Annotated in this window: 20 protein-coding genes; 18 read left to right on the forward strand and 2 right to left on the reverse strand. The window is 74.9% G+C overall.

The window, feature by feature from the left end:
- The first annotated feature begins 43 nt into the window (after window positions 1-43).
- The 16 genes from OG871_RS30770 (at window position 44) to OG871_RS30845 (ending at window position 13,971) form a co-directional block, all read left to right on the forward strand.
- Window positions 44-415, forward strand: a complete 372-nt coding sequence (locus OG871_RS30770) for an FKBP-type peptidyl-prolyl cis-trans isomerase (protein WP_371501260.1) — start codon at window positions 44-46, stop codon at window positions 413-415.
- 146 nt (window positions 416-561) lie between these two features.
- Entirely contained in the window at window positions 562-1,533 is a 972-nt protein-coding gene (locus tag OG871_RS30775; RefSeq protein WP_371501261.1) for a helix-turn-helix transcriptional regulator, read from the forward strand.
- A gap of 4 nt (window positions 1,534-1,537) precedes the next feature.
- Entirely contained in the window at window positions 1,538-2,494 is a 957-nt protein-coding gene (locus OG871_RS30780; protein WP_371501262.1) for a helix-turn-helix transcriptional regulator, read from the forward strand.
- Window positions 2,495-2,500: 6 nt separating this feature from the next.
- Window positions 2,501-2,731: a hypothetical protein gene (locus tag OG871_RS30785; protein WP_371501263.1), complete on the forward strand. Its 231-nt coding sequence runs from the start codon at window positions 2,501-2,503 to the stop codon at window positions 2,729-2,731.
- A 10-nt stretch (window positions 2,732-2,741) separates the two neighbouring features.
- Complete coding sequence (locus tag OG871_RS30790) at window positions 2,742-2,927, forward strand: hypothetical protein (RefSeq protein WP_371501264.1); 186 nt, start codon at window positions 2,742-2,744, stop codon at window positions 2,925-2,927.
- A gap of 223 nt (window positions 2,928-3,150) precedes the next feature.
- Window positions 3,151-4,044: a twin-arginine translocase subunit TatC gene (gene tatC / locus OG871_RS30795; RefSeq protein WP_371503476.1), complete on the forward strand. Its 894-nt coding sequence runs from the start codon at window positions 3,151-3,153 to the stop codon at window positions 4,042-4,044.
- 123 nt (window positions 4,045-4,167) lie between these two features.
- The gene (locus OG871_RS30800) at window positions 4,168-5,343 is read left to right on the forward strand and encodes an NAD(P)/FAD-dependent oxidoreductase (protein WP_371501265.1); all 1,176 of its coding nucleotides are present in this window, start codon (window positions 4,168-4,170) and stop codon (window positions 5,341-5,343) included.
- Window positions 5,340-5,669, forward strand: coding sequence for a (2Fe-2S)-binding protein (locus tag OG871_RS30805; RefSeq protein ID WP_371501266.1), 330 nt, complete (start codon window positions 5,340-5,342; stop codon window positions 5,667-5,669). The genes OG871_RS30800 and OG871_RS30805 overlap by 4 nt, the downstream gene beginning before the upstream one ends.
- Complete coding sequence (locus OG871_RS30810; protein ID WP_371501267.1) at window positions 5,650-7,047, forward strand: FAD-dependent oxidoreductase; 1,398 nt, start codon at window positions 5,650-5,652, stop codon at window positions 7,045-7,047. The genes OG871_RS30805 and OG871_RS30810 overlap by 20 nt, the downstream gene beginning before the upstream one ends.
- A 125-nt stretch (window positions 7,048-7,172) precedes the next feature.
- On the forward strand, window positions 7,173-8,036 hold the full coding sequence (locus tag OG871_RS30815) for a dihydrodipicolinate synthase family protein (RefSeq protein WP_371503477.1): 864 nt from the start codon (window positions 7,173-7,175) through the stop codon (window positions 8,034-8,036).
- A 106-nt stretch (window positions 8,037-8,142) separates the two neighbouring features.
- Entirely contained in the window at window positions 8,143-9,144 is a 1,002-nt protein-coding gene (locus OG871_RS30820; RefSeq protein WP_371501268.1) for a proline racemase family protein, read from the forward strand.
- 47 nt (window positions 9,145-9,191) lie between these two features.
- On the forward strand, window positions 9,192-10,571 hold the full coding sequence (locus OG871_RS30825; RefSeq protein WP_371501269.1) for an aldehyde dehydrogenase: 1,380 nt from the start codon (window positions 9,192-9,194) through the stop codon (window positions 10,569-10,571).
- On the forward strand, window positions 10,568-11,587 hold the full coding sequence (locus OG871_RS30830; RefSeq protein ID WP_371501270.1) for a proline racemase family protein: 1,020 nt from the start codon (window positions 10,568-10,570) through the stop codon (window positions 11,585-11,587). The genes OG871_RS30825 and OG871_RS30830 overlap by 4 nt, the downstream gene beginning before the upstream one ends.
- Window positions 11,587-12,510, forward strand: a complete 924-nt coding sequence (locus tag OG871_RS30835) for an ornithine cyclodeaminase family protein (RefSeq protein ID WP_371501271.1) — start codon at window positions 11,587-11,589, stop codon at window positions 12,508-12,510. The genes OG871_RS30830 and OG871_RS30835 overlap by 1 nt, the downstream gene beginning before the upstream one ends.
- Window positions 12,511-12,575: 65 nt before the next feature.
- Window positions 12,576-13,286: a GntR family transcriptional regulator gene (locus OG871_RS30840; RefSeq protein ID WP_371501272.1), complete on the forward strand. Its 711-nt coding sequence runs from the start codon at window positions 12,576-12,578 to the stop codon at window positions 13,284-13,286.
- An 88-nt stretch (window positions 13,287-13,374) separates the two neighbouring features.
- Window positions 13,375-13,971, forward strand: a complete 597-nt coding sequence (locus OG871_RS30845) for a Uma2 family endonuclease (RefSeq protein ID WP_371501273.1) — start codon at window positions 13,375-13,377, stop codon at window positions 13,969-13,971.
- Window positions 13,972-13,979: 8 nt separating this feature from the next.
- On the opposite strand, the gene OG871_RS30850 is transcribed toward OG871_RS30845, so the two are convergent.
- Both OG871_RS30850 and OG871_RS30855 read right to left on the reverse strand, forming a co-directional pair.
- Window positions 13,980-14,675: an ABC transporter ATP-binding protein gene (locus OG871_RS30850; protein ID WP_371501274.1), complete on the reverse strand. Its 696-nt coding sequence runs from the start codon at window positions 14,673-14,675 to the stop codon at window positions 13,980-13,982.
- Window positions 14,672-15,742: an FtsX-like permease family protein gene (locus tag OG871_RS30855; RefSeq protein WP_371501275.1), complete on the reverse strand. Its 1,071-nt coding sequence runs from the start codon at window positions 15,740-15,742 to the stop codon at window positions 14,672-14,674. Before OG871_RS30855 ends, OG871_RS30850 begins: the two co-directional genes overlap by 4 nt.
- A gap of 181 nt (window positions 15,743-15,923) precedes the next feature.
- On the opposite strand from OG871_RS30855, the gene OG871_RS30860 reads away from it, so the two are divergent.
- A complete protein-coding gene (locus OG871_RS30860) occupies window positions 15,924-17,132 on the forward strand; it encodes a sensor histidine kinase (protein WP_371501276.1) in 1,209 nt (402 codons plus the stop codon).
- A complete protein-coding gene (locus OG871_RS30865) occupies window positions 17,129-17,761 on the forward strand; it encodes a response regulator (protein ID WP_371501277.1) in 633 nt (210 codons plus the stop codon). The genes OG871_RS30860 and OG871_RS30865 overlap by 4 nt, the downstream gene beginning before the upstream one ends.
- Window positions 17,762-17,859: the final 98 nt, after the last annotated feature.

A 17,859-nucleotide genomic window follows, 5' to 3' on the forward strand; every position in this document is an offset into this window, starting at 1 on the left:
GCCGTCGCGTCATGTGTCCATCAGCGAACGAGAAGAGTCTGTTGTGAGCATCAGCAAGCCGGAGATCGACTTCCCGGTCGGCGACGCGCCGAAGGAACTCCAGATCCGCGACATCGTGGTCGGCGACGGTGCCGAGGCCAAGTCCGGCGCGGTCGTCGAGGTCCACTACGTGGGCGTCACCTTCGAGACCGGCGAGGAGTTCGACGCCTCCTGGAACCGCGGTCAGTCCTTCCGCTTCCCGCTCGGCGCGGGCCGCGTCATCAAGGGCTGGGACCAGGGCGTCCAGGGCATGAAGGTCGGCGGCCGCCGCGAGCTGGTCATCCCGGCCCACCTGGCCTACGGCAACCAGTCGCCGAGCCCGCTCATCCCGGCCGGCTCGACCCTGATCTTCGTGGTCGACCTGCTCGGCGTCTGAGCCCCTCCGCAGGGGCCGTATCCCGCTCGGCGGGGTGCGGCCCCTGCGGCGTTCCCGGACTCGGCTTTTGCGGAGCGTGCCCGGACCGGTACGGTCGGGTCCGCCGGATCAAGAATGTCCCGCCGAGACTCCCAGGAAGGTCCGCGATGGCGATCGCCAAGGCAGAGCGGCTGATGAACCTGGCCCTGTGCCTGATGAACACCAGACGTCCGCTCTCCAAGAAGGAGCTGCGGGAGTCCATCGAGGCCTACCGTGAGGCCTGGCAGCAGGGCAGCGAGGATGCCTTCAACCGGATGTTCGAACGGGACAAGGACGACCTGCGCGAGCTCGGCCTGATCATCGACGTCGACGAGAACGCCCTGGACGGGGAGATCGGTTACCTGGCCCGCCGGGACCGCAACCGGCTGCCCGAGATCGCGCTGGACGCCGAGGAGGCCGCCGCGCTGACCCTGGCCGCCCGGGTCTGGCAGCAGGCCAAGATGTCCGGAGCGGCCAGCGGCGCGCTGCAGAAGCTCCGCGCGGCCGGCGTCCCGTTCGCCGAGGACGCCGAGCACAGCGCCCTGGAGCCGCGGATCCCGGCCCGCGAGGCCGCCTTCGAGCCGCTGCTCACCGCCGCCCGGGACCGCCGTCCGGTCAGCTTCGAGTACCGCAAGGCGGGTGCCGCCCTCGCGGAGCAGCGCGCCGTCGAGCCGTGGGCGCTGGAGTGCTGGCGCGGCCACTGGTACCTGGCCGGCTTCGACCGGGACCGGCAGGACGCCCGGGTCTTCCGGCTCAGCCGGATCACCGGCAAGGTCCGCTCGCGGGCCGGCGAGTTCACCGGCACCGTGCCCGAGCACGTCGACGTCCGGGCGTACGTGGCCCGGTTCGCCGGCGAGGGCGCCACCAGCACCGCCACCGTCCGGCTGCGCCGCGGCGCGGCCTTCCCGCTCCGCGCCAAGGCGCTGAGCAGCCTCCGCCTGGACGAGCAGTGGGACGAGCTGGAGATCCCGTACGGCCACGGGCTGGGCGCCGACCTGGCCGAGTTCGGGCCGGACGTCGTCGTGCTGGGCCCGGACGACCTGCGGGCAGACGTCATCGACCGGCTGCGCGCGGTGGCCGGCCTCGCCGAGGGGGAGTAAGGCCATGAGCAACGCGATCGACCAGACCCGGCGGATGCTCTCCCTGGTCACCTACCTGCGCGAGCGTCCGGGCGCCGAGGTGGCCGAGGTGGCCCGCGCCTTCGGCATCACCGAGCGCGAGCTGATCGGCGACCTGAACGTGCTGCCGATGTGCGGCACCAGCTTCCGCGGCGGCGACCTGCTCGACATCGACACCGACGGCGAGCGGATCTGGTGGCACAACGTCGACGACGTGGCCCAGCCGCTGCGGCTGGCCGCCGACGAGGCGACCGCCCTGCTGGTGGCGGCCCGCGCGGTGGCCGGGCTGCCCGGCCTGCGCGAGCGGGACCGGCAGGCGCTCACCCGGGCCGTCGCGAAGATCGAGGACGCGGCCGGCGAGAGCGCCGAGTCCAGCGCCCGGGTCGGCGTGACCTTCGAGGCCGAGGGTCAGGTCTTCGCCGACATCGACCGGGCGCTCAGCGAGGGCCGGCTGATCTGGCTGCGCTACTGGTCGCACGGGCGCGGCGGGATGACCGAGCGCGAGGTCGACCCGATCCGCCTGGTCACCGAGGGCCACACCTACCTGGAGGGCTGGTGCCGGGTCTCCGAGGACCGGCGGATCTTCCGGCTGGACCGGGTGGCCGAGATCAAGGTGCTGGACGAGCCCGCCAATCCGCCCCGGCTGCAGCCGCGCGACCTGTCGGCGGGTCTGGTCAACCCGGCCGCCGACGACCCCGAGGTGGTGGTGGAGGTCGGCCCGGGCGGGCGCTGGGTGGCCGAGTACTACACCCACGACAGCGCCGAGGAGCTGCCGGAGGGCGGTCTGCGGATCACCCTGCGCAGCGCCGACCCGTCCGGACTGCGCCCGCTGGCGCTGCGGCTCGGCCGGGACGGGCGGATCGTCTCCCCGCCGGAGCCGGCCGAGCAGGCCAGGGCCGCGGCGCTGGCCGCACTGGACGCCTACCGGGACGGGCAGGGCTGATCCGGGGTGGGGGACGGCACCAGATTCAAGGTCTACTGCTCCCAGTGCCGGGAGAAGGTCGAGCTGGCGGTCGCCGAGTTCCGGCTGGCCCTGGGGGCCACCGCGGAGCGGACCTTCTACAGCTTCACCTGCCCGGCCTGCGGGGCGGTGGTGCGCAAGACCGCCGGGGAGAAGATCGTCGCGGCGCTGACCGCCGCCGGGGTGCGGACCATGCGGCTGCTCCCGGTCGAGGGATAGGCTCGGCGCCATGCAGTGGATCATTGTCGCGGCCGTCCTGACGGCCACCGCGGGCCTGCTCGTGCTCGGTGTGCTCGGCTGCCGGCTCTGGCTGGACGTCCGGGCGCTGGCCCGGGAGGTCGACGCCGCCTCCCAGGCCCTGTCCGCGGCCGCCGAGGGACTGGCCGGCGGCCGGGCGGAGCGGGTTACCCTCTAGGGCATGGCCCCTGCTGTGCGGGAGGGGCCGGTCCGGGTTGCCGGGCGGTCGCCGCGCCGACATCGGCAGCGGCTACCATCGCCCGCAGCAGGACAGTACCCGGAAATGGCCGAGCTGACGGCAGGTCAGCACGGGGGCCCGCCACCCGGCGGGTCCCGTCGCACGAGTTCGAGGACCTGGGTTGAGCAAGTCTTCCAAAGCACCCAAGGACCCCGAGGGCCGGATGGCCCTCGCGGACCACCTGCGCGAGCTGCGCAGCCGGCTGGTGAAGTCGGTCCTGGCGATCCTCGTGTTCACGGCCGTCGCCGTGTACTTCAACAAAGAGCTGATCGACTTCCTGTCGGCGCCGCTGCCCCGGTGCGGCCCGGACGACAAGCCGCTGCCGGGTGACACCAACTGCGCCAGCATCGTCAACATCGGTCTGCTGACCCCGTTCAACCTGGTGCTCAAGGTCAGCCTCACGGCCGGTCTGGTGGCCGCCACCCCGGTGTGGCTGTACCAGTTGTGGCAGTTCGTCTCGCCTGGCCTGCACAGGCACGAGCGCCGGTACTCGCTGGTCTTCCTGGCGGCCGGCACGCCGCTCTTCCTGGCCGGCGCGGCGTTCGCGTACCTGGTCATGCCGGTCACCGCGCAGATGCTGATCTCCTTCACGGCGAACAAGGTCACCAACATCCTGCCGGTCGAGGACTACCTCGACGTGGTCACCAGGATGGTGGTGGTCTTCGGTCTGGGCTTCGAGTTCCCGCTGTTCCTGGTGATGCTGAACCTCATCGGCGTGCTCACCGGCAAGCGGCTGCTCGGCTGGTGGCGGGCGATGGTCATGGGCATCACCGTCTTCGCGGCCTTCGCCACGCCGAGCGCGGACCCGCTCACCATGCTGGCGCTGGCCGCCCCGATCTGGGGCCTCTACTTCCTGGCCGTCGGCATCGCCGTGCTCAACGACCGCCGCAAGCTGCGCAACAACCCCGACGCCGGGCTGGACGACGACGAGGCCTCGCACGTCGACCTCACGGTGGACGGGGTGGAGGGCGCGAGCCCGGTGGCCGCCTCGGCCGCGCCGGAGGCCTCCGCCCCGGTGCCCGCCGCCCGGCACGAGCAGATGGACGACATCACCTGACCGGCCGGTGGTCCGGCGATCGAGGCCCCGTTCCGCCGTCGGCGGGCCGGGGCCTTCGCCGTGCGACCCGCGGATCGGGCGGGCCGTCTTGGCAGGTCCTTAACCATGTGACATATTACTGCCGTGTCCAAGCGATCCCCCCACGACGTCGTGGTGATCGGCGCCGGCGTCGTCGGCGCCGCCTGCGCCTACTACGCCACCCTGGCCGGCCTCCGGGTCGCCGTCGTCGACCGCGGCCCGGTGGCCGGCGGCACCACCGGCGCCGGCGAGGGCAACCTGCTGGTCTCCGACAAGGAACCCGGCCCCGAACTCGACCTCGCCCTGCTCTCCACCCGGCTCTGGCGCGACCTCGCCGACACCGTCGGCGCCGCCGCCGAGTACGAGCCCAAGGGCGGCCTGGTGGTCGCCTCCGGCCCGCAGGGCCTGGCCGGGCTGCGCGCCTTCGCGGCGGCCCAGACCGCTGCCGGGGTGCGGGCCGCCGAGGTCGAGAGCGACGAACTGCACGAGCTGGAACCGCACCTCGCCCCCGGCCTGGCCGGCGGATTCCACTACTCGCAGGACGCCCAGGTCCAGCCCGCGCTGGCCGCCGCCCACCTGCTGCGGGCCGCCCGCGAGCGCGGCGCCGAGCTCTTCCTCGGCGAGGCCGTGCACACCGTCCGCACCCGCGCCGACGGCTCGGTGCTCGGCGTCACCACCGACCGCCGCACGCTGGACACCCCGGCCCTGGTCAACGCCGCCGGCACCTGGGGCGGCGAACTCGCCCGGCTCGCCGGGGTCGGGCTGCCGGTGCTGCCCCGGCGCGGCTTCGTCCTGGTCACCGAACCGCTGCCGCGGATCGTCCGGCACAAGGTCTACGCCGCCGACTACGTCGCCGACGTGGCCAGCGGCTCCGCCGCCCTGCAGACCTCCGCCGTGGTCGAGGGCACCCCCGGCGGCCCGGTGCTGATCGGCGCCAGCCGCGAACGCGTCGGCTTCGACCGCACCCTGTCGGTCGAGGTGCTGCGCCGGCTCGCCGCGAACGCCGCGGCGATGTTCCCGGTGCTGCGCACGGTCGCCGTCCAGCGCGCCTACCGGGGTTTCCGGCCGTACCTGCCGGACCACCTGCCGGCCATCGGCGCCGACCTGAGGGTCCCCGGTCTCCACCACGCCTGCGGGCACGAGGGAGCCGGCATCGGCCTCGCCCCGGCCACCGGCCTGCTGATCGCGGCCCAGCTCACCGGCGCCGAGCCGGAACTCGACCTGACGCCGTTCCGGCCCGACCGCTTCGCGGGCCCGCACGCCCCTGAAGGAGTGGAATGAGCATCCGACGCACCCCGCGCACGCCCGTCGAGCTGGTCGGCGCGGAGCCCGGCCCCGCCCACACCATCGAGTTCGACGGCCGTCCGGTGCCCGTGCTGCCGGGCCGGACCATCGCCGCCGCGCTCTGGGCCGACGGCGTCCTGGCCTGGCGTACCACCCGGGTCGGGGGCCGGCCGCGCGGCGCGTTCTGCGGCATCGGCGTCTGCTTCGACTGCCTGGCCACCGTCAACGGCCGGCCGAACCAGCGCACCTGCCTGATCCCGGCCCGGCCCGGGGACACCGTCACCACCCAGGAGGGCCACGGCCGTGCTGACCTCGCCGTCTGACCGCTACGACCTCGCGGTCGTCGGGGCGGGCCCCGGCGGCCTGGCCGCCGCCGTCACCGCCGCCGACCACGGCCTGTCGGTCGCCCTGATCGACGCCGGGCCCCGCCCGGGCGGCCAGTACTACCGCCACCCCGCGCCGGGCCTCGGCGCGGCCCACCCCGAGCGGCTGCACCACGGGTGGTCCGTCTTCGCGGACCTCTCCGCCCGCCTGCGGGCCCACACCGGCCAACGCCGGATCGGCTACCTGACCGGCCACCACGTCTGGACGGCCGAGCCCGGCGAGTACTGGCGCCTGCACGCCACCGTCGGCCCGGGCGCCGAGGACGCGGCCGTCGTGGAGGCCCGGGCGGTGCTGCTGGCCACCGGCGCGTACGAGCGGCAGCTGCCGTTCCCCGGCTGGACGCTGCCCGGCGTCGTCACGGCCGGCGGCGCGCAGGCCATGCTCAAGGCCGGCCTGGTGCTGCCCGGCCGGCGGATCGTGGTGGCCGGCAGCGGCCCGCTGCTGCTCGCCGCCGCGTCCTCGCTGGTCGCGGCCGGCGCCGAGGTGCCCGCGATCGTCGAGGCCACCGACTACCTCGGGTACGCCCGGGGGTTGCCGACCCTGCTCGGCAACCCGGCCAAGCTGGCCGAGGGCGCCGGGCACGGCGCCGCGCTGCTGCGCCACGGCGTCCGGCTGCGCCGGACCAGCGCGGTGGTCGAGGCGCACGGCGAGGACCGGGTGACCGGGGTGACGGTGGCCCGGCTCGACCGGGACTGGCGCCCGCTGCCCGGAACCGCGCGGCGGATCGACTGCGACGCGGTCGCGATCGGCCACGGCCTGATCCCGCAGATCGAGCTGGCCACCGAGCTCGGCGCGGACACCCGGGTGACCCCGGACGGCGCCGTGGCGCTCGCGGTCGACGGCGAGCAGCGCACCAGCCTGCCCGGGCTGTGGGCGGCCGGCGAGGCCTGCGGGGTCGGCGGCGCCGACCTGGCGGTCGCCGAGGGCGTGCTGGCCGCGCACGCCGTCTCCGGCCGGCCCGCACCGGCCGGGGTGCGACGCCGCCGCGACCGCCGCCGGGCCTTCGCCGAGCTGATGGCGGCCGCGCACAACCCCGGCCCGGGCTGGACCGGCTGGCTGACGCCGGAGACCGACGTCTGCCGCTGCGAGGAAGTCCCGGCCGGGAGGATCCGGGAGGCGGTGGACGACCTCGGCGCGGGCGACGCGAGGACCGTCAAGCTGCTCACCCGGGCCGGGATGGGCTGGTGCCAGGGCCGGATGTGCGGCCCCGCGGTCGCCTGTCTGGCCGGCGACCCGCAGGCCCGCGCGGACAGCCGCCCGCTGGCCTGTCCCGTCCCGCTCGGGCAGCTGGAGCGGCTCGCCGAGCGGAGCATCTGACCGGACGGCGGCGAGTAGCCCTTGTGGCCACCCCGCTTCATCTAATAAAATGTCACACCTCACCACTCAGGGAGAACCCCGTGTCCCTCGCACCTCATGACTCCACCCGTCCGTGGCGCGGCATCATGGTCGCCACCACGCTTCCGCTGCGCCCGGACCTCTCCGTCGACTACGACGCCTACGCCGACCACGTCCGCTGGCTGATCGCCAACGGCTGCGACGGCGTCGTTCCGAACGGCTCGCTCGGCGAGTACCAGACCCTCACCGACGAGGAGCGCGCCCGCGTCGTCGAGGTCGCCGTCGAGGCGGCCGGCGACGGTGCGCGGGTGATGCCCGGCGTCGCCGCCTACGGCAGCGCCGAGTCCCGCCGCTGGGCCGAGCAGGCCGCCGAGGCCGGCGCCGGCTCCGTGCTGCTGCTGCCGCCGAACGCCTTCCGGGCCGATGCCGCCTCCGTCCGGGCGCACTACGCCGAGGTCGCCAGGGCCGGCGTGCCGATCGTCGCCTACAACAACCCGATCGACACCAAGGTCGACCTCGTCCCCGAGCTGCTCGCGCAGCTGTACACGGCCGACTCGATCGTCGCGGTCAAGGAGTTCAGCGGCGACGTCCGCCGGGCGTACGAGATCGCCGAACTGGCCCCCGGCCTCGACCTGTTGATCGGCGCCGACGACGTGCTGCTGGAGCTGGCCCTGGCCGGCGCCGTCGGCTGGATCGCCGGCTACCCGAACGCGCTGCCAGCGGCCTGCGCCACGCTGTACCACGCCGCCGTCGCCGGGGACCTGGCCACCGCGCTGCCGCTCTACAAGGCGCTGCACTCGCTGCTGCGCTGGGACTCCAAGACCGAGTTCGTCCAGGCCATCAAGCTCTCGATGGACATCGCCGGCCGCCCCGGCGGCCCGGTCCGCCCGCCGCGCGCCCCGCTCTCCCCGGAGATCGAGGCCGCCGTGCGGGCCGCCACCGAGAAGGCACTCGCCGAGGGCCTCAAGTAGCGCGCCGTCGGCGCGGCCGGCTGCGGGGACAGCCGGCCCGCCCCGCCGGGGCACGTTCCCGAACACATTCCAGGCCCAGTTCACGTCCGAGGGAGTACGCGAACCCATGCGCAGCCGCCACGTCTTCCACGCCGTCGACTCGCACACCGAGGGCATGCCGACCCGGGTCGTCACCGGCGGGTTCGGCACCATTCCCGGCAGCACCATGGCCGAGCGCCGGGTCCACTTCCAGCAGCACCTGGACCACTTCCGCACCCTGCTGATGTACGAGCCGCGCGGCCACGCGGCGATGAGCGGCGCGATCCTGCAGCCGCCGACCCGGCCGGACGCCGACTTCGGGGTGCTCTACATCGAGGTCTCCGGGCTGCTGCCGATGTGCGGCCACGGCACCATCGGCGTGGCCACCGTCCTGGTCGAGACCGGCATGGTGGAGGTGGTCGAACCGGTCACCACCGTGCGGCTGGACACCCCGGCCGGCCTGGTGGTCGCCGAGGTGCGGGTCGAGGACGGCGCGGCGAAGGCGGTCACCATCCGCAACGTGCCCGCGTACTCGGTCGCGCTGGACCGCAAGGTGGAGGTGCCCGGCTTCGGCGCCGTCACCTACGACCTCGCCTACGGCGGCAACTTCTACGCCGTACTGCCGCTCGCCGACCTCGGGCTCCCGTTCGAGCGCGAGCGCAAGCAGGACATCCTGGACGCCGGGCTGGCGGTGATGGACGCCATCAACGCCGCCGACCGCCCGGTCCACCCGGAGGACCCGTCGATCCACAGCTGCCACCACGTCCAGCTGCTCGCGCCGGGCTCCACCGCGGAGCACTCCCGGCACGCGATGGCCATCCACCCGGGCTGGTTCGACCGCTCGCCCTGCGGGACCGGCACCTCCGCCCGGATGGCCCAGCTGCACGCCCGCGGCGAGCTCCCGCTGCACCGGGACTTCCGCAACGACTCCTTCATCGGCACCACGTTCACCGGGCGCCTGGTGGAGGAGACCACGGTGGCCGGGCTGCCCGCCGTCGTCCCGACCGTCACCGGCCGGGCCTGGATCACCGGCACCGCGCAGTACTTCCTCGACCCCGAGGACCCGTTCCCGGCGGGCTTCCTGCTCTGACCCGGCGACGCCGGCCCGGTGCCCGAACCCCTGAAAGGCTTTCACCCGTGAGCATCGACTCGTACAACCCGGCCGACCCGAGCGACCTGGTGGTCTCCGCCGAGGCCCCGGGCGCGGCCGGCACCACGGCCGCCGTCGAGCGCGCCCGCGCCGCCCAGGCCGACTGGCTCGGCGCGGGCGCCGCGGCCCGCTCGGCCGCGCTGACCCGGGCCGCCGAGGCCGTCGAGGCGCACGCCGAGGAACTGGCCGATCTGGTGGTCCGCGAGGTGGGCAAGCCGATCGCCGAGGCGCGCGGCGAGGTCGCCAGGACCGCCGCGATCTGGCGCTACTACGCGCAGGCGCCGTACGCGCCGTCCGGCGAGCTGCACGAGCCCGCCGCCGGCCAGGGCCTGCTGATGACCCGGCGGCGCCCGTACGGAGTGGCCGGGCTGATCACCCCGTGGAACTTCCCGCTGGCCATCCCGACCTGGAAGGCCGCTCCGGCGCTCGCCGTGGGCAACACCGCGGTGCTCAAGCCCGCGCCCGAGGCGACCGCCTGCGCGCTGCGGCTGGCCGAGCTCGCCGGGCTGCCCGAGGGCGTGCTGACCGTCGTCCCCGGCGGGGTGGCGGAGGGCGCCGCCCTGGTGGACGCGGTGGACGTGGTGTCGTTCACCGGCTCGACCGGGGTCGGCCGGGCGGTGATCGCCGCCACCGCGGCGCGCGGCGTCCCGGTCCAGGCCGAGATGGGCGGCCTGAACGCGGCGCTGGTCCTCCCGGACGCCGACATCACCCAGGCCGCCGCCCACCTGGCCGCCGCGATCGCCGGGTACGCGGGCCAGAAGTGCACCGCGACCAGCCGGGTGATCGCCGTCGGCGCGGCCTACGAGCCCTTGCGCGAGGCTCTCGCCAAGGCGCTCGCCGACACCGCCGCGGGCGAGCCCGGCGAGCCGTCGACCGTCTGCGGGCCGGTGATCAACGAGGCCGCGCTACTGCGCCTGACCGGTGCTCTCGACTCGGCCGTCCGGGCCGGCGCCACCGTGGTCGCCGGCGGGAGCCGGCCGCAGCGCAGGGGCTGGTTCGTCGAGCCGACCCTGCTGGAGGACGTCCCGGGCGGCCACCCGCTGCTGTCCGAGGAGTTCTTCGGCCCGCTCGCGGTGCTCGTCCGCGCGGCCGACCTGGAGGAGGCGATCGCCCTCGCCAACGGCACCCGGCACAGCCTGGCCACCTCGGTGCACAGCCGGGACCTGGACACCGCGCTGGCCGCCGCCGACCGGCTGGACGCCGGGATGATCCGGGTCAACGCGCCCTCCAGCGGGGTCGACTTCCACCTGCCGTTCTCCGGCGCCAAGGCCGCCAGCTACGGCAGCCGCGAACAGGGCCGGGCCGCCCTGGACTTCTACACCTCCAGCCGCACCGTCACCCTGCTTCCCGCCGGGACGCCGCGATGACCGTCGTCACCGTCGACTACCACACCGCCGGCGAGCCGTTCCGGATCGTCACCGCAGGCCTGCCGCCCGTCCCGGGCGACACCGTCGCCGAGCGCCGCGCGGTGGCGCTCGGCGCCGGCGGCACCGCCACCGCACCGCGCCCCGGTGCGCTGGACGACATCCGCCGGCTGCTCACCCGCGAACCGCGCGGACACGCCGGAATGTACGGCGGTTTCGTGGTGCCGGCCGACGACGGCGAGGCCCACTTCGGCGTGCTGTTCTGGCACAAGGACGGCTACTCGACGGCCTGCGGCCACGGCACCATGGCGCTCGGCGCCTGGGCCGTGGACTCCGGGCTGGTCGCCGCCCCGGCCGACGGCACCGCGTGGGTACGCATCGACGTTCCCTCCGGCCGGGTCTCGGCCGCCGTCCACCGCACCGGTGGCCGGACCACCGCGATCACCTTCCGCAACGTCCCCACCCGGATCGCGGCCCGCGGCCTGCCGGTGGAGACCGCACGCGGGACGGTGACCGTGGACCTCGCGCACGCCGGCGCCTGCTACGCCTCGGTGCGCGCCGCCGACCTCGGGCTCGCCGTCGAGCCTGGGCAACTGCCCGAACTCACCGCTGCCGGACGGGAGATCCGCGCCGCGCTGGCCGACGAGCCGGCCACCCGCCACCCGGCCGACCCGAGGCTGTCCGGTGTCTACGGGGTCATCCTGTACGACGAACTGCCCGACACCCCGTCCGGCCCGAACCAGCGCAACGTCACCGTCTTCGCCGACGGCCAGATCGACCGCTCGCCGTGCGGCTCCGGCACCTCCGCCCGGCTCGCCCTGCTGGCCGCCGACGGCCGGCTCGGCGACGGCCGCGAGCTGCGGCACGAGTCGGTCATCGGTACGGTATTCACCGGCCGGGTGGCCGCCGACCACCCCGACGGGGTGGTCACCGAGGTCACCGGCACGGCTCACCGCACCGGCGAGCACCGCTTCGTGCTCGATCCGTACGACACTCTCGGGACGGGTTTCCTGCTCTGATGACCGACAGCCTTTCCACCGCGGCGCTGGACCTGACGCCGAAGCAGGCCGTCGAGGCCCTGGAGCGCGCGCTGATCGGCGGCCTCGACCCGGAGGCCTGCCCGGCCCGCACCAGCATCCCCGTCCCGGCCGGCGAGCTGCTGCTGATGCCCGCCGCCGGCCCCGACTACGTGGGGGTGAAGATCGCCGGGGTGGCGCCGGCCAACCCCGGCCGGGGCCTGCCCCGGATCACCGGCAGCTACCTGCTGCTGGACGGTCCGACGCTGCGCCCGCTCGCGCTGTTCGACGGCGCCGCGCTGACCGCCCTGCGCACCCCGGCGGTCACCGCGCTGGCGCTGGACCGGCTGGCCGTGCCGGACGCGCAGCACCTGGTGCTCTTCGGCGCCGGACCGCAGGCGGCCGGGCACCTCGACGCGCTGGCGGCGATCCGGCCGCTGACCAGGGTCACCGTGGTGAGCCGCAGCGCCGGGCCCGCCGAGCGGCTGTGCGACCGGGCGCGCTCGCTGGGCCTCACCGCCGCGCGCGGCGAGGCCGGCGCGGTCGCCGACGCCGACCTGGTGGTGTGCTGCACCACGGCCCGGACGCCGCTGTTCGACGGCGGGCTGGTGCCCGACCGGGCGGCGGTGGCGGCGGTCGGTTCGCACGAGCCGGACGCCCGGGAGGTGGACGGTGCGCTGGTGCGGCGGTCCGCGCTTTTCACCGAGTCCAGGGCCACCGCGCGGCGCGAGGCGGGCGATCTGGTGATGGCCTTTTCGGAGGTCGGGGCGGGGCTTCCGACGGCCCTTGCGAACCTCTCAGAACTGGTGAACGATGGGGCAGTTGTTCCGTTCGACCGCCCGCGGTTCTTCAAAAGCGTCGGGATGGCGTGGCAGGATCTGGCAGTCGCTGCCAGGCAATACGAATGCCGTGCGGATTGCGTTTGAATCTTCCACAATTTGAGTAACGTGACATTGTACAATGGTGTCCTGCAAACCTCCGGAGGAACACCATGGCGGACCGAAAGCCCCGCACCCTCATCTCGGTTCAGGAGCGGCTGCGCGACCAGGTCGCGCACGCACTGCGCGCGGGGCTCATCTCGGGTGAGCTGCGGCCCGGCGTCGTCTACTCCGCGCCCGCCCTCGCCGCCGACTTCGGGGTCTCCGCCACCCCCGTCCGCGAGGCGATGCTCGACCTCGCCCGCGAGGGGCTGGTCGAGGCCGTCCGCAACAAGGGCTTCCGGGTCACCGAGCTCAGCGAGCGCGACCTCGACGAGTACACCGAGATCCGCGCCCTGATCGAGGTGCCCACCGTCGGCCGGGTCGCCCGCACCGCCACCCGCGACCAACTGGAGGCGCTGCGCCCGGAGGCCCAGGCCATCGTCGTCGCGGCCCGCGAGCACGACCTGATCGGGTACCTGGAGGCCGACCGGCAGTTCCACCTCGACCTGCTCGGCCTGGCCGGCAACGCCCGCCTGGTCGAGACCGTCGGCGACCTGCGCAAGCGCTCCCGCCTGTACGGCCTCAACCGGCTCGACCAGCGCGGCGAGCTGGTCTCCTCCGCCGAGGAGCACCTGGAGCTGCTCGACCTGATGATCGCCGGCCGGGCCGACGAGGCCGAGGAGTGCATGGGCCGTCACCTCGGCCACATCCGCTCGCTCTGGGCCTCCGGCGCCGAGAACGCCGTCGAGGAGCGCACCGCCCTGCGCCTCGGCGCCCGCTGACCCGTCCGGGTGAGCGGGCCGTCCTCGGCCTGCTCCGGGTGCCCGCGCCTACGATGATGGTCCCGACATCGGCAGCCAGGAGGAATCCATGTCCGCCGCAGCAGTGGAGCACCCGTTCGAGCAGCCGACGCTGCTCGAGGCGGCCGATCTGATCTCCGATCGACTGCCAGGGCACCGGGTCGAGATCATCGGGAGCGAGATCACCGTGACACCGCCCGCCGACGCCCCGCACAGCCGAGCGCTGACCCGCATCATGGCGGCACTCATCGCGGCCGGCCTGCAGGGCGACGGCTCCGAGGTGCACCAGGCTGTGGGCGTGTGGCTTCCGGACGGGCCGTCGGCCTATGCGATTCCCGACCTCTCGGTCACCGACGCGGACATCGACGATCATGTGATCGAGTACAACTGCTACGATCCGGCGGCCTTCCGGCTGGTCCTGGAGGTCACCTCGTCGAATCTCGGCGACGACCTCAAGAAGAAGCCCTCCGCATACGCCTCCGCCGGGATCCCCGTCTACGTGGTCGTCGACCGGCGGAACCGCAGGGTCCTGGTGCTCACCGAGCCGTGCGACGGTGAGTACCGTGTCCACGCCGTCCACCGGCCCGGGCAGGTCTTCGTGTTGCCCGCGTCGATCGGGGCCGCGGTCACGCTGGAGGTCGACGCCGTCCTCGGCCCGGAGAAGTAGCCCCGGCGTCAGCCGAGCCGGCCGTCCTGCATCTCCAGCACCCGGTCCACCCGGCCGAGCAGGTCGCGGTCGTGAGTGACCATCACCGTCGCCGTCCCGTGGGTGCGGGTGATCTCGGCGAGCAGCGTGACGATCTGCGCCCCCCGCTCGTGGTCCAGCGCAGACGTCGGCTCGTCCACCAGCAGCACCGAGGGCCGGCCGAACAGCGCGCGGGCGATGTTCACCCGCTGGCGCTCGCCGCCCGAGAGCTGGTGCGGACGGCGCCGCTGCTTCGGCCCGTCCAGCCCGACCGAGGCCAGCAGCTCCTCGGCCCGGCCCCGCGCCGCCGCCGGACGGCGACCCCGGACCGACTCCAGCACCAGCAACTGCTCGACGGCGGTGAGCGAGGCCAGCAGGTTGGACTGCTGGAAGACGATCCCCAGCCGTTCCCGGCGCAGCGCCGTCCGGGCCCGGTCGCCCAGCGCGCCCGCGTCCTGGCCGTCGACCAGCACCTCGCCCCGGTCCGGCCGCTGCAGGGTGGCGGCGACCGCCAGCAGGCTCGACTTGCCCGAGCCGGACGGCCCGACCACGGCGGCGAACTCGCCCGGGGCGACCGTCAGCGAGACGTCGTCCAGCGCGGTCAGCCGGCTCTCGCCGTCCGGGTAGCTGAGGGTCACCCCGCGCAGGGCGAGGCCGGTACGGGTGGTCTGCACGGTCGTGGTCATCGGGAGGCTCCCAGCGCGGCCAGCGGGTCGACGGAGGTGATACGGCGGACCGCGAGCGCGGCCCCGGCCAGGCCCAGCAGCACCATCGCGGCCACCGGGACCGCGACCGTCGCCGGGCCGACGTCGAAGGGCACCGAGGCGGAGGCGAGCAGTCCGCCCAGAGCGCCGGCCGCCCCGCCGAGCAGCGCCCCGGCCAGCAGCACCGCCGCGGCCTGCGCCAGCGCGTCCCGCACCAGGTAGCCGCTGCTCGCACCGACCGCCTTGAGCACCGCGATGTCCGGGCGGCGCTGCACCGTCCACACCGTGAAGAAGGCGCCCACCACCAGCGCGCTGACCGCGAACAGGAAGCCCTGGATCAGCTGCAGACTGCCCTGCTCGGCCGCGTACCCGTTGATCCCCGACAGCGCGTCGGCGAGCGCCACCGTCGCGGTGCCCTGCGCCGCGTCCAGCGCCGCCAGGCCCGCGGGCGAGCCGGTCAGCGCCAGCGCCGTCGGCCGGCCCTGGCCGCTGAGCTGCTCCCAGGTGGCCAGGGTCGTCCAGACCCCGGGCGCGTGCGAGTACGAGCGGTCCTCGGTGATCCCGGCGACGGTGAGCGGGCTCGGACCGACCCGGACCTGATCGCCCGGCGACAGGTGGTACCTGGCCGCGAGGTCCGCACCGACCGCGACCTGCCCGTCCTGCGGGGCCGCGCCCCGGCGCAGCGGCGGCAGCAACGCGGCCGGGGAGCCGACCACGCTGACCGAGGCGGCCGCGTCGGCGGCGGTCAGCCTGGTCATCGCGATACCCAGCGGGTGGACGGCCGTCACCCCCGGGGCGGCCGCGAAGGCCGCCTGCTGCCCGGCCGAGACGGTGGAGTTGGCGAACGAGACCGTCGGGGCGGCGCCGGCCGGTGCGCCGAAGACGACCAGGTCGGCGGGCAGGTCGGCGACGGTCGAGGAGGCGGCCGAGGCCAGGCCGCCGGTCAGGCCGTACAGGAAGACGACCAGTGTGGTGATCAGGGTGACGACCGCGCCCATGAGCGCGAACCGGCCCTTGGCGAAGCGGATGTCACGCAGTGCGACGAACACGGGGACCTTCCGGTGGAGGGGACGTTCCGATTCCACCCACCACCCTGGCCGCGCGGGCCGCCGCTGCCATCGTGGAGAGGAACCGGACCGCCCTCGGCCGTGCGGTGCACACCGAAATCCATCGAACGGTTGATGCCGGGCCGCTCGGCCCCGCCCGGGGCACCCCGTACCCTCGGAAGGCGTGACCCGTACCGAACCGCCCGCACCGGGCCACACCGCCGACACCCCCGCCCTGCGGCTGATGAACCTCGCCCTGCACGGGCTGTTCTTCGCCCTGCTCGGCGTGCTGGCCGTCCGCGGCGTGCTCGGCGGCGGCCTCGGGCCCGGCGGTCTGGCCGCGGCCGGCCTGCTCGCCGCCGTGTACGCGGCCGGCGGGGTGGTGGAACGGATCCGCACCACCCGGCAGTGGGCCGGGCTCTGGCTCGGAGCGGTGGTGCTGATCTGGATCGCGCTGACCCTGCTCCACCCCGAGTTCTGCTACCTCGCCTTCCCGCTGCACTTCGTCTGCCTGCACCTGCTGCCCACCCGCCGCGCCGTGCTCGCCGTCGCCGCGCTCACCGGCGTCGTCGTCGCCGCGCAGGCCGGCACCGAGGGCGGGCTCACCACCGCCAAGGTCCTCGGCCCGGTCGCGGGCGCGGCCGTCGCCCTGCTCACCGCGTACGGCTACGCCGCCCTCTACCGGGAGAGCCGCGAACGGCAGCGGCTGATCGACGACCTGGTCCGCACCCGCGACGAACTCGCCGCCACCCAGCGCGAGGCCGGGCGGCTCGCCGAGCGGCAGCGGCTGGCCCGGGAGATCCACGACACCCTCGCCCAGGGCCTGTCCTCGATCGTGCTGCTCGCCCGGGCCGCCGACGCCGCGCTGCCCGTCGACCCGGAGACCGCCGCGAGCAGGATCCGCGAGGTCGGCCGGACCGCGTCCGCCAACCTCGACGAGGCCCGCCGCTTCGTCCACGCGCTCACCCCGCCCGCCCTCGACGACACCACGCTCACCGAGGCGCTGCGCCGCCTGGCCGGCGGTGCGCGGGCCGACTTCCACCTCGACGGCGAGCCCTACCCGCTGCCCGTCGAGGCCGAGGTCGCGCTGCTGCGCCTCACCCAGGAGGCCCTCGCCAACGCCGTCCGGCACGCCCGGGCCGAGCGGATCGCCGTCACCCTGACCTACCTCGACGACGAGGTCACCCTGGACGTCTTCGACGACGGCGTCGGCTTCGACCCGCAGGCCCCGGCGGGCGGCGAACGCCGCACCTTCGGGCTGCACGGCATGCGGGAACGGATCGCCGCCCTCGGCGGCGGCCTGACCGTGGAGTCCGCCCCCGGCGAGGGCACGGTGGTGGCCGTGGCGCTGCCGCTGCGCGCGACCGTGCTCGCCGAGGCGGGTGCCCGGTGATCAGCGTCCTGATCGTCGACGACCACCCGGTGGTCCGGCGCGGGCTGCGCGCCATGGTCGACGACCTGCCCGAGGTGACGGCCGTCGGCGAGGCCGCGGACGGCGCCGAGGCGCTGCGCATGCTCGACGAGCCGGCGCAGCGGCCGGACGTGGTGCTGATGGACCTGCAGATGGGCACCGGGATGCACGGCGTCGAGGCGACCCGCCGGATCACCGCGCTGCCCGACCCGCCGGCCGTCCTCATCCTCACCACCTACAGCACCGACGCGGACATCCTCGCCGCCGTCGAGGCCGGTGCCACCGGCTACCTGCTCAAGGACGCGCCGCCGGAGGAGGTCGCGGCCGCCGTGCACGCCGCGGCCCGCGGCGAGACGGTACTCGCGCCGCCGGTCGCCGCCCGCCTGCTCGGCCGGGTCCGCTCCGGCCGGCCGACCCTGTCGCCGCGCGAGCACGAGATCCTGCAACTGCTGGCCGAGGGCCTGGCGAACCGGCAGATCTCCAAGCGGCTGTTCATCAGCGAGGCGACCGTCAAGACCCACCTGGTGCACATCTACGGCAAGCTCGGCGTCGACAGCCGCACCGGCGCGATCGCGGCCGGGCTCGGCTCCGGGCTGATCCGGCCCGCCTGACCGCCCGACGGCCGGAGCGGCGGACGGGCAGCGGCAGGAGGTCTGCACCACCCGGCTACCGGCCAGTAGGGTGGCGCCCGGCGACTGTCGCCGGGCGC

This window comes from Kitasatospora sp. NBC_00374 (genome assembly GCF_041434935.1).
GTDB lineage: Bacteria > Actinomycetota > Actinomycetes > Streptomycetales > Streptomycetaceae > Kitasatospora.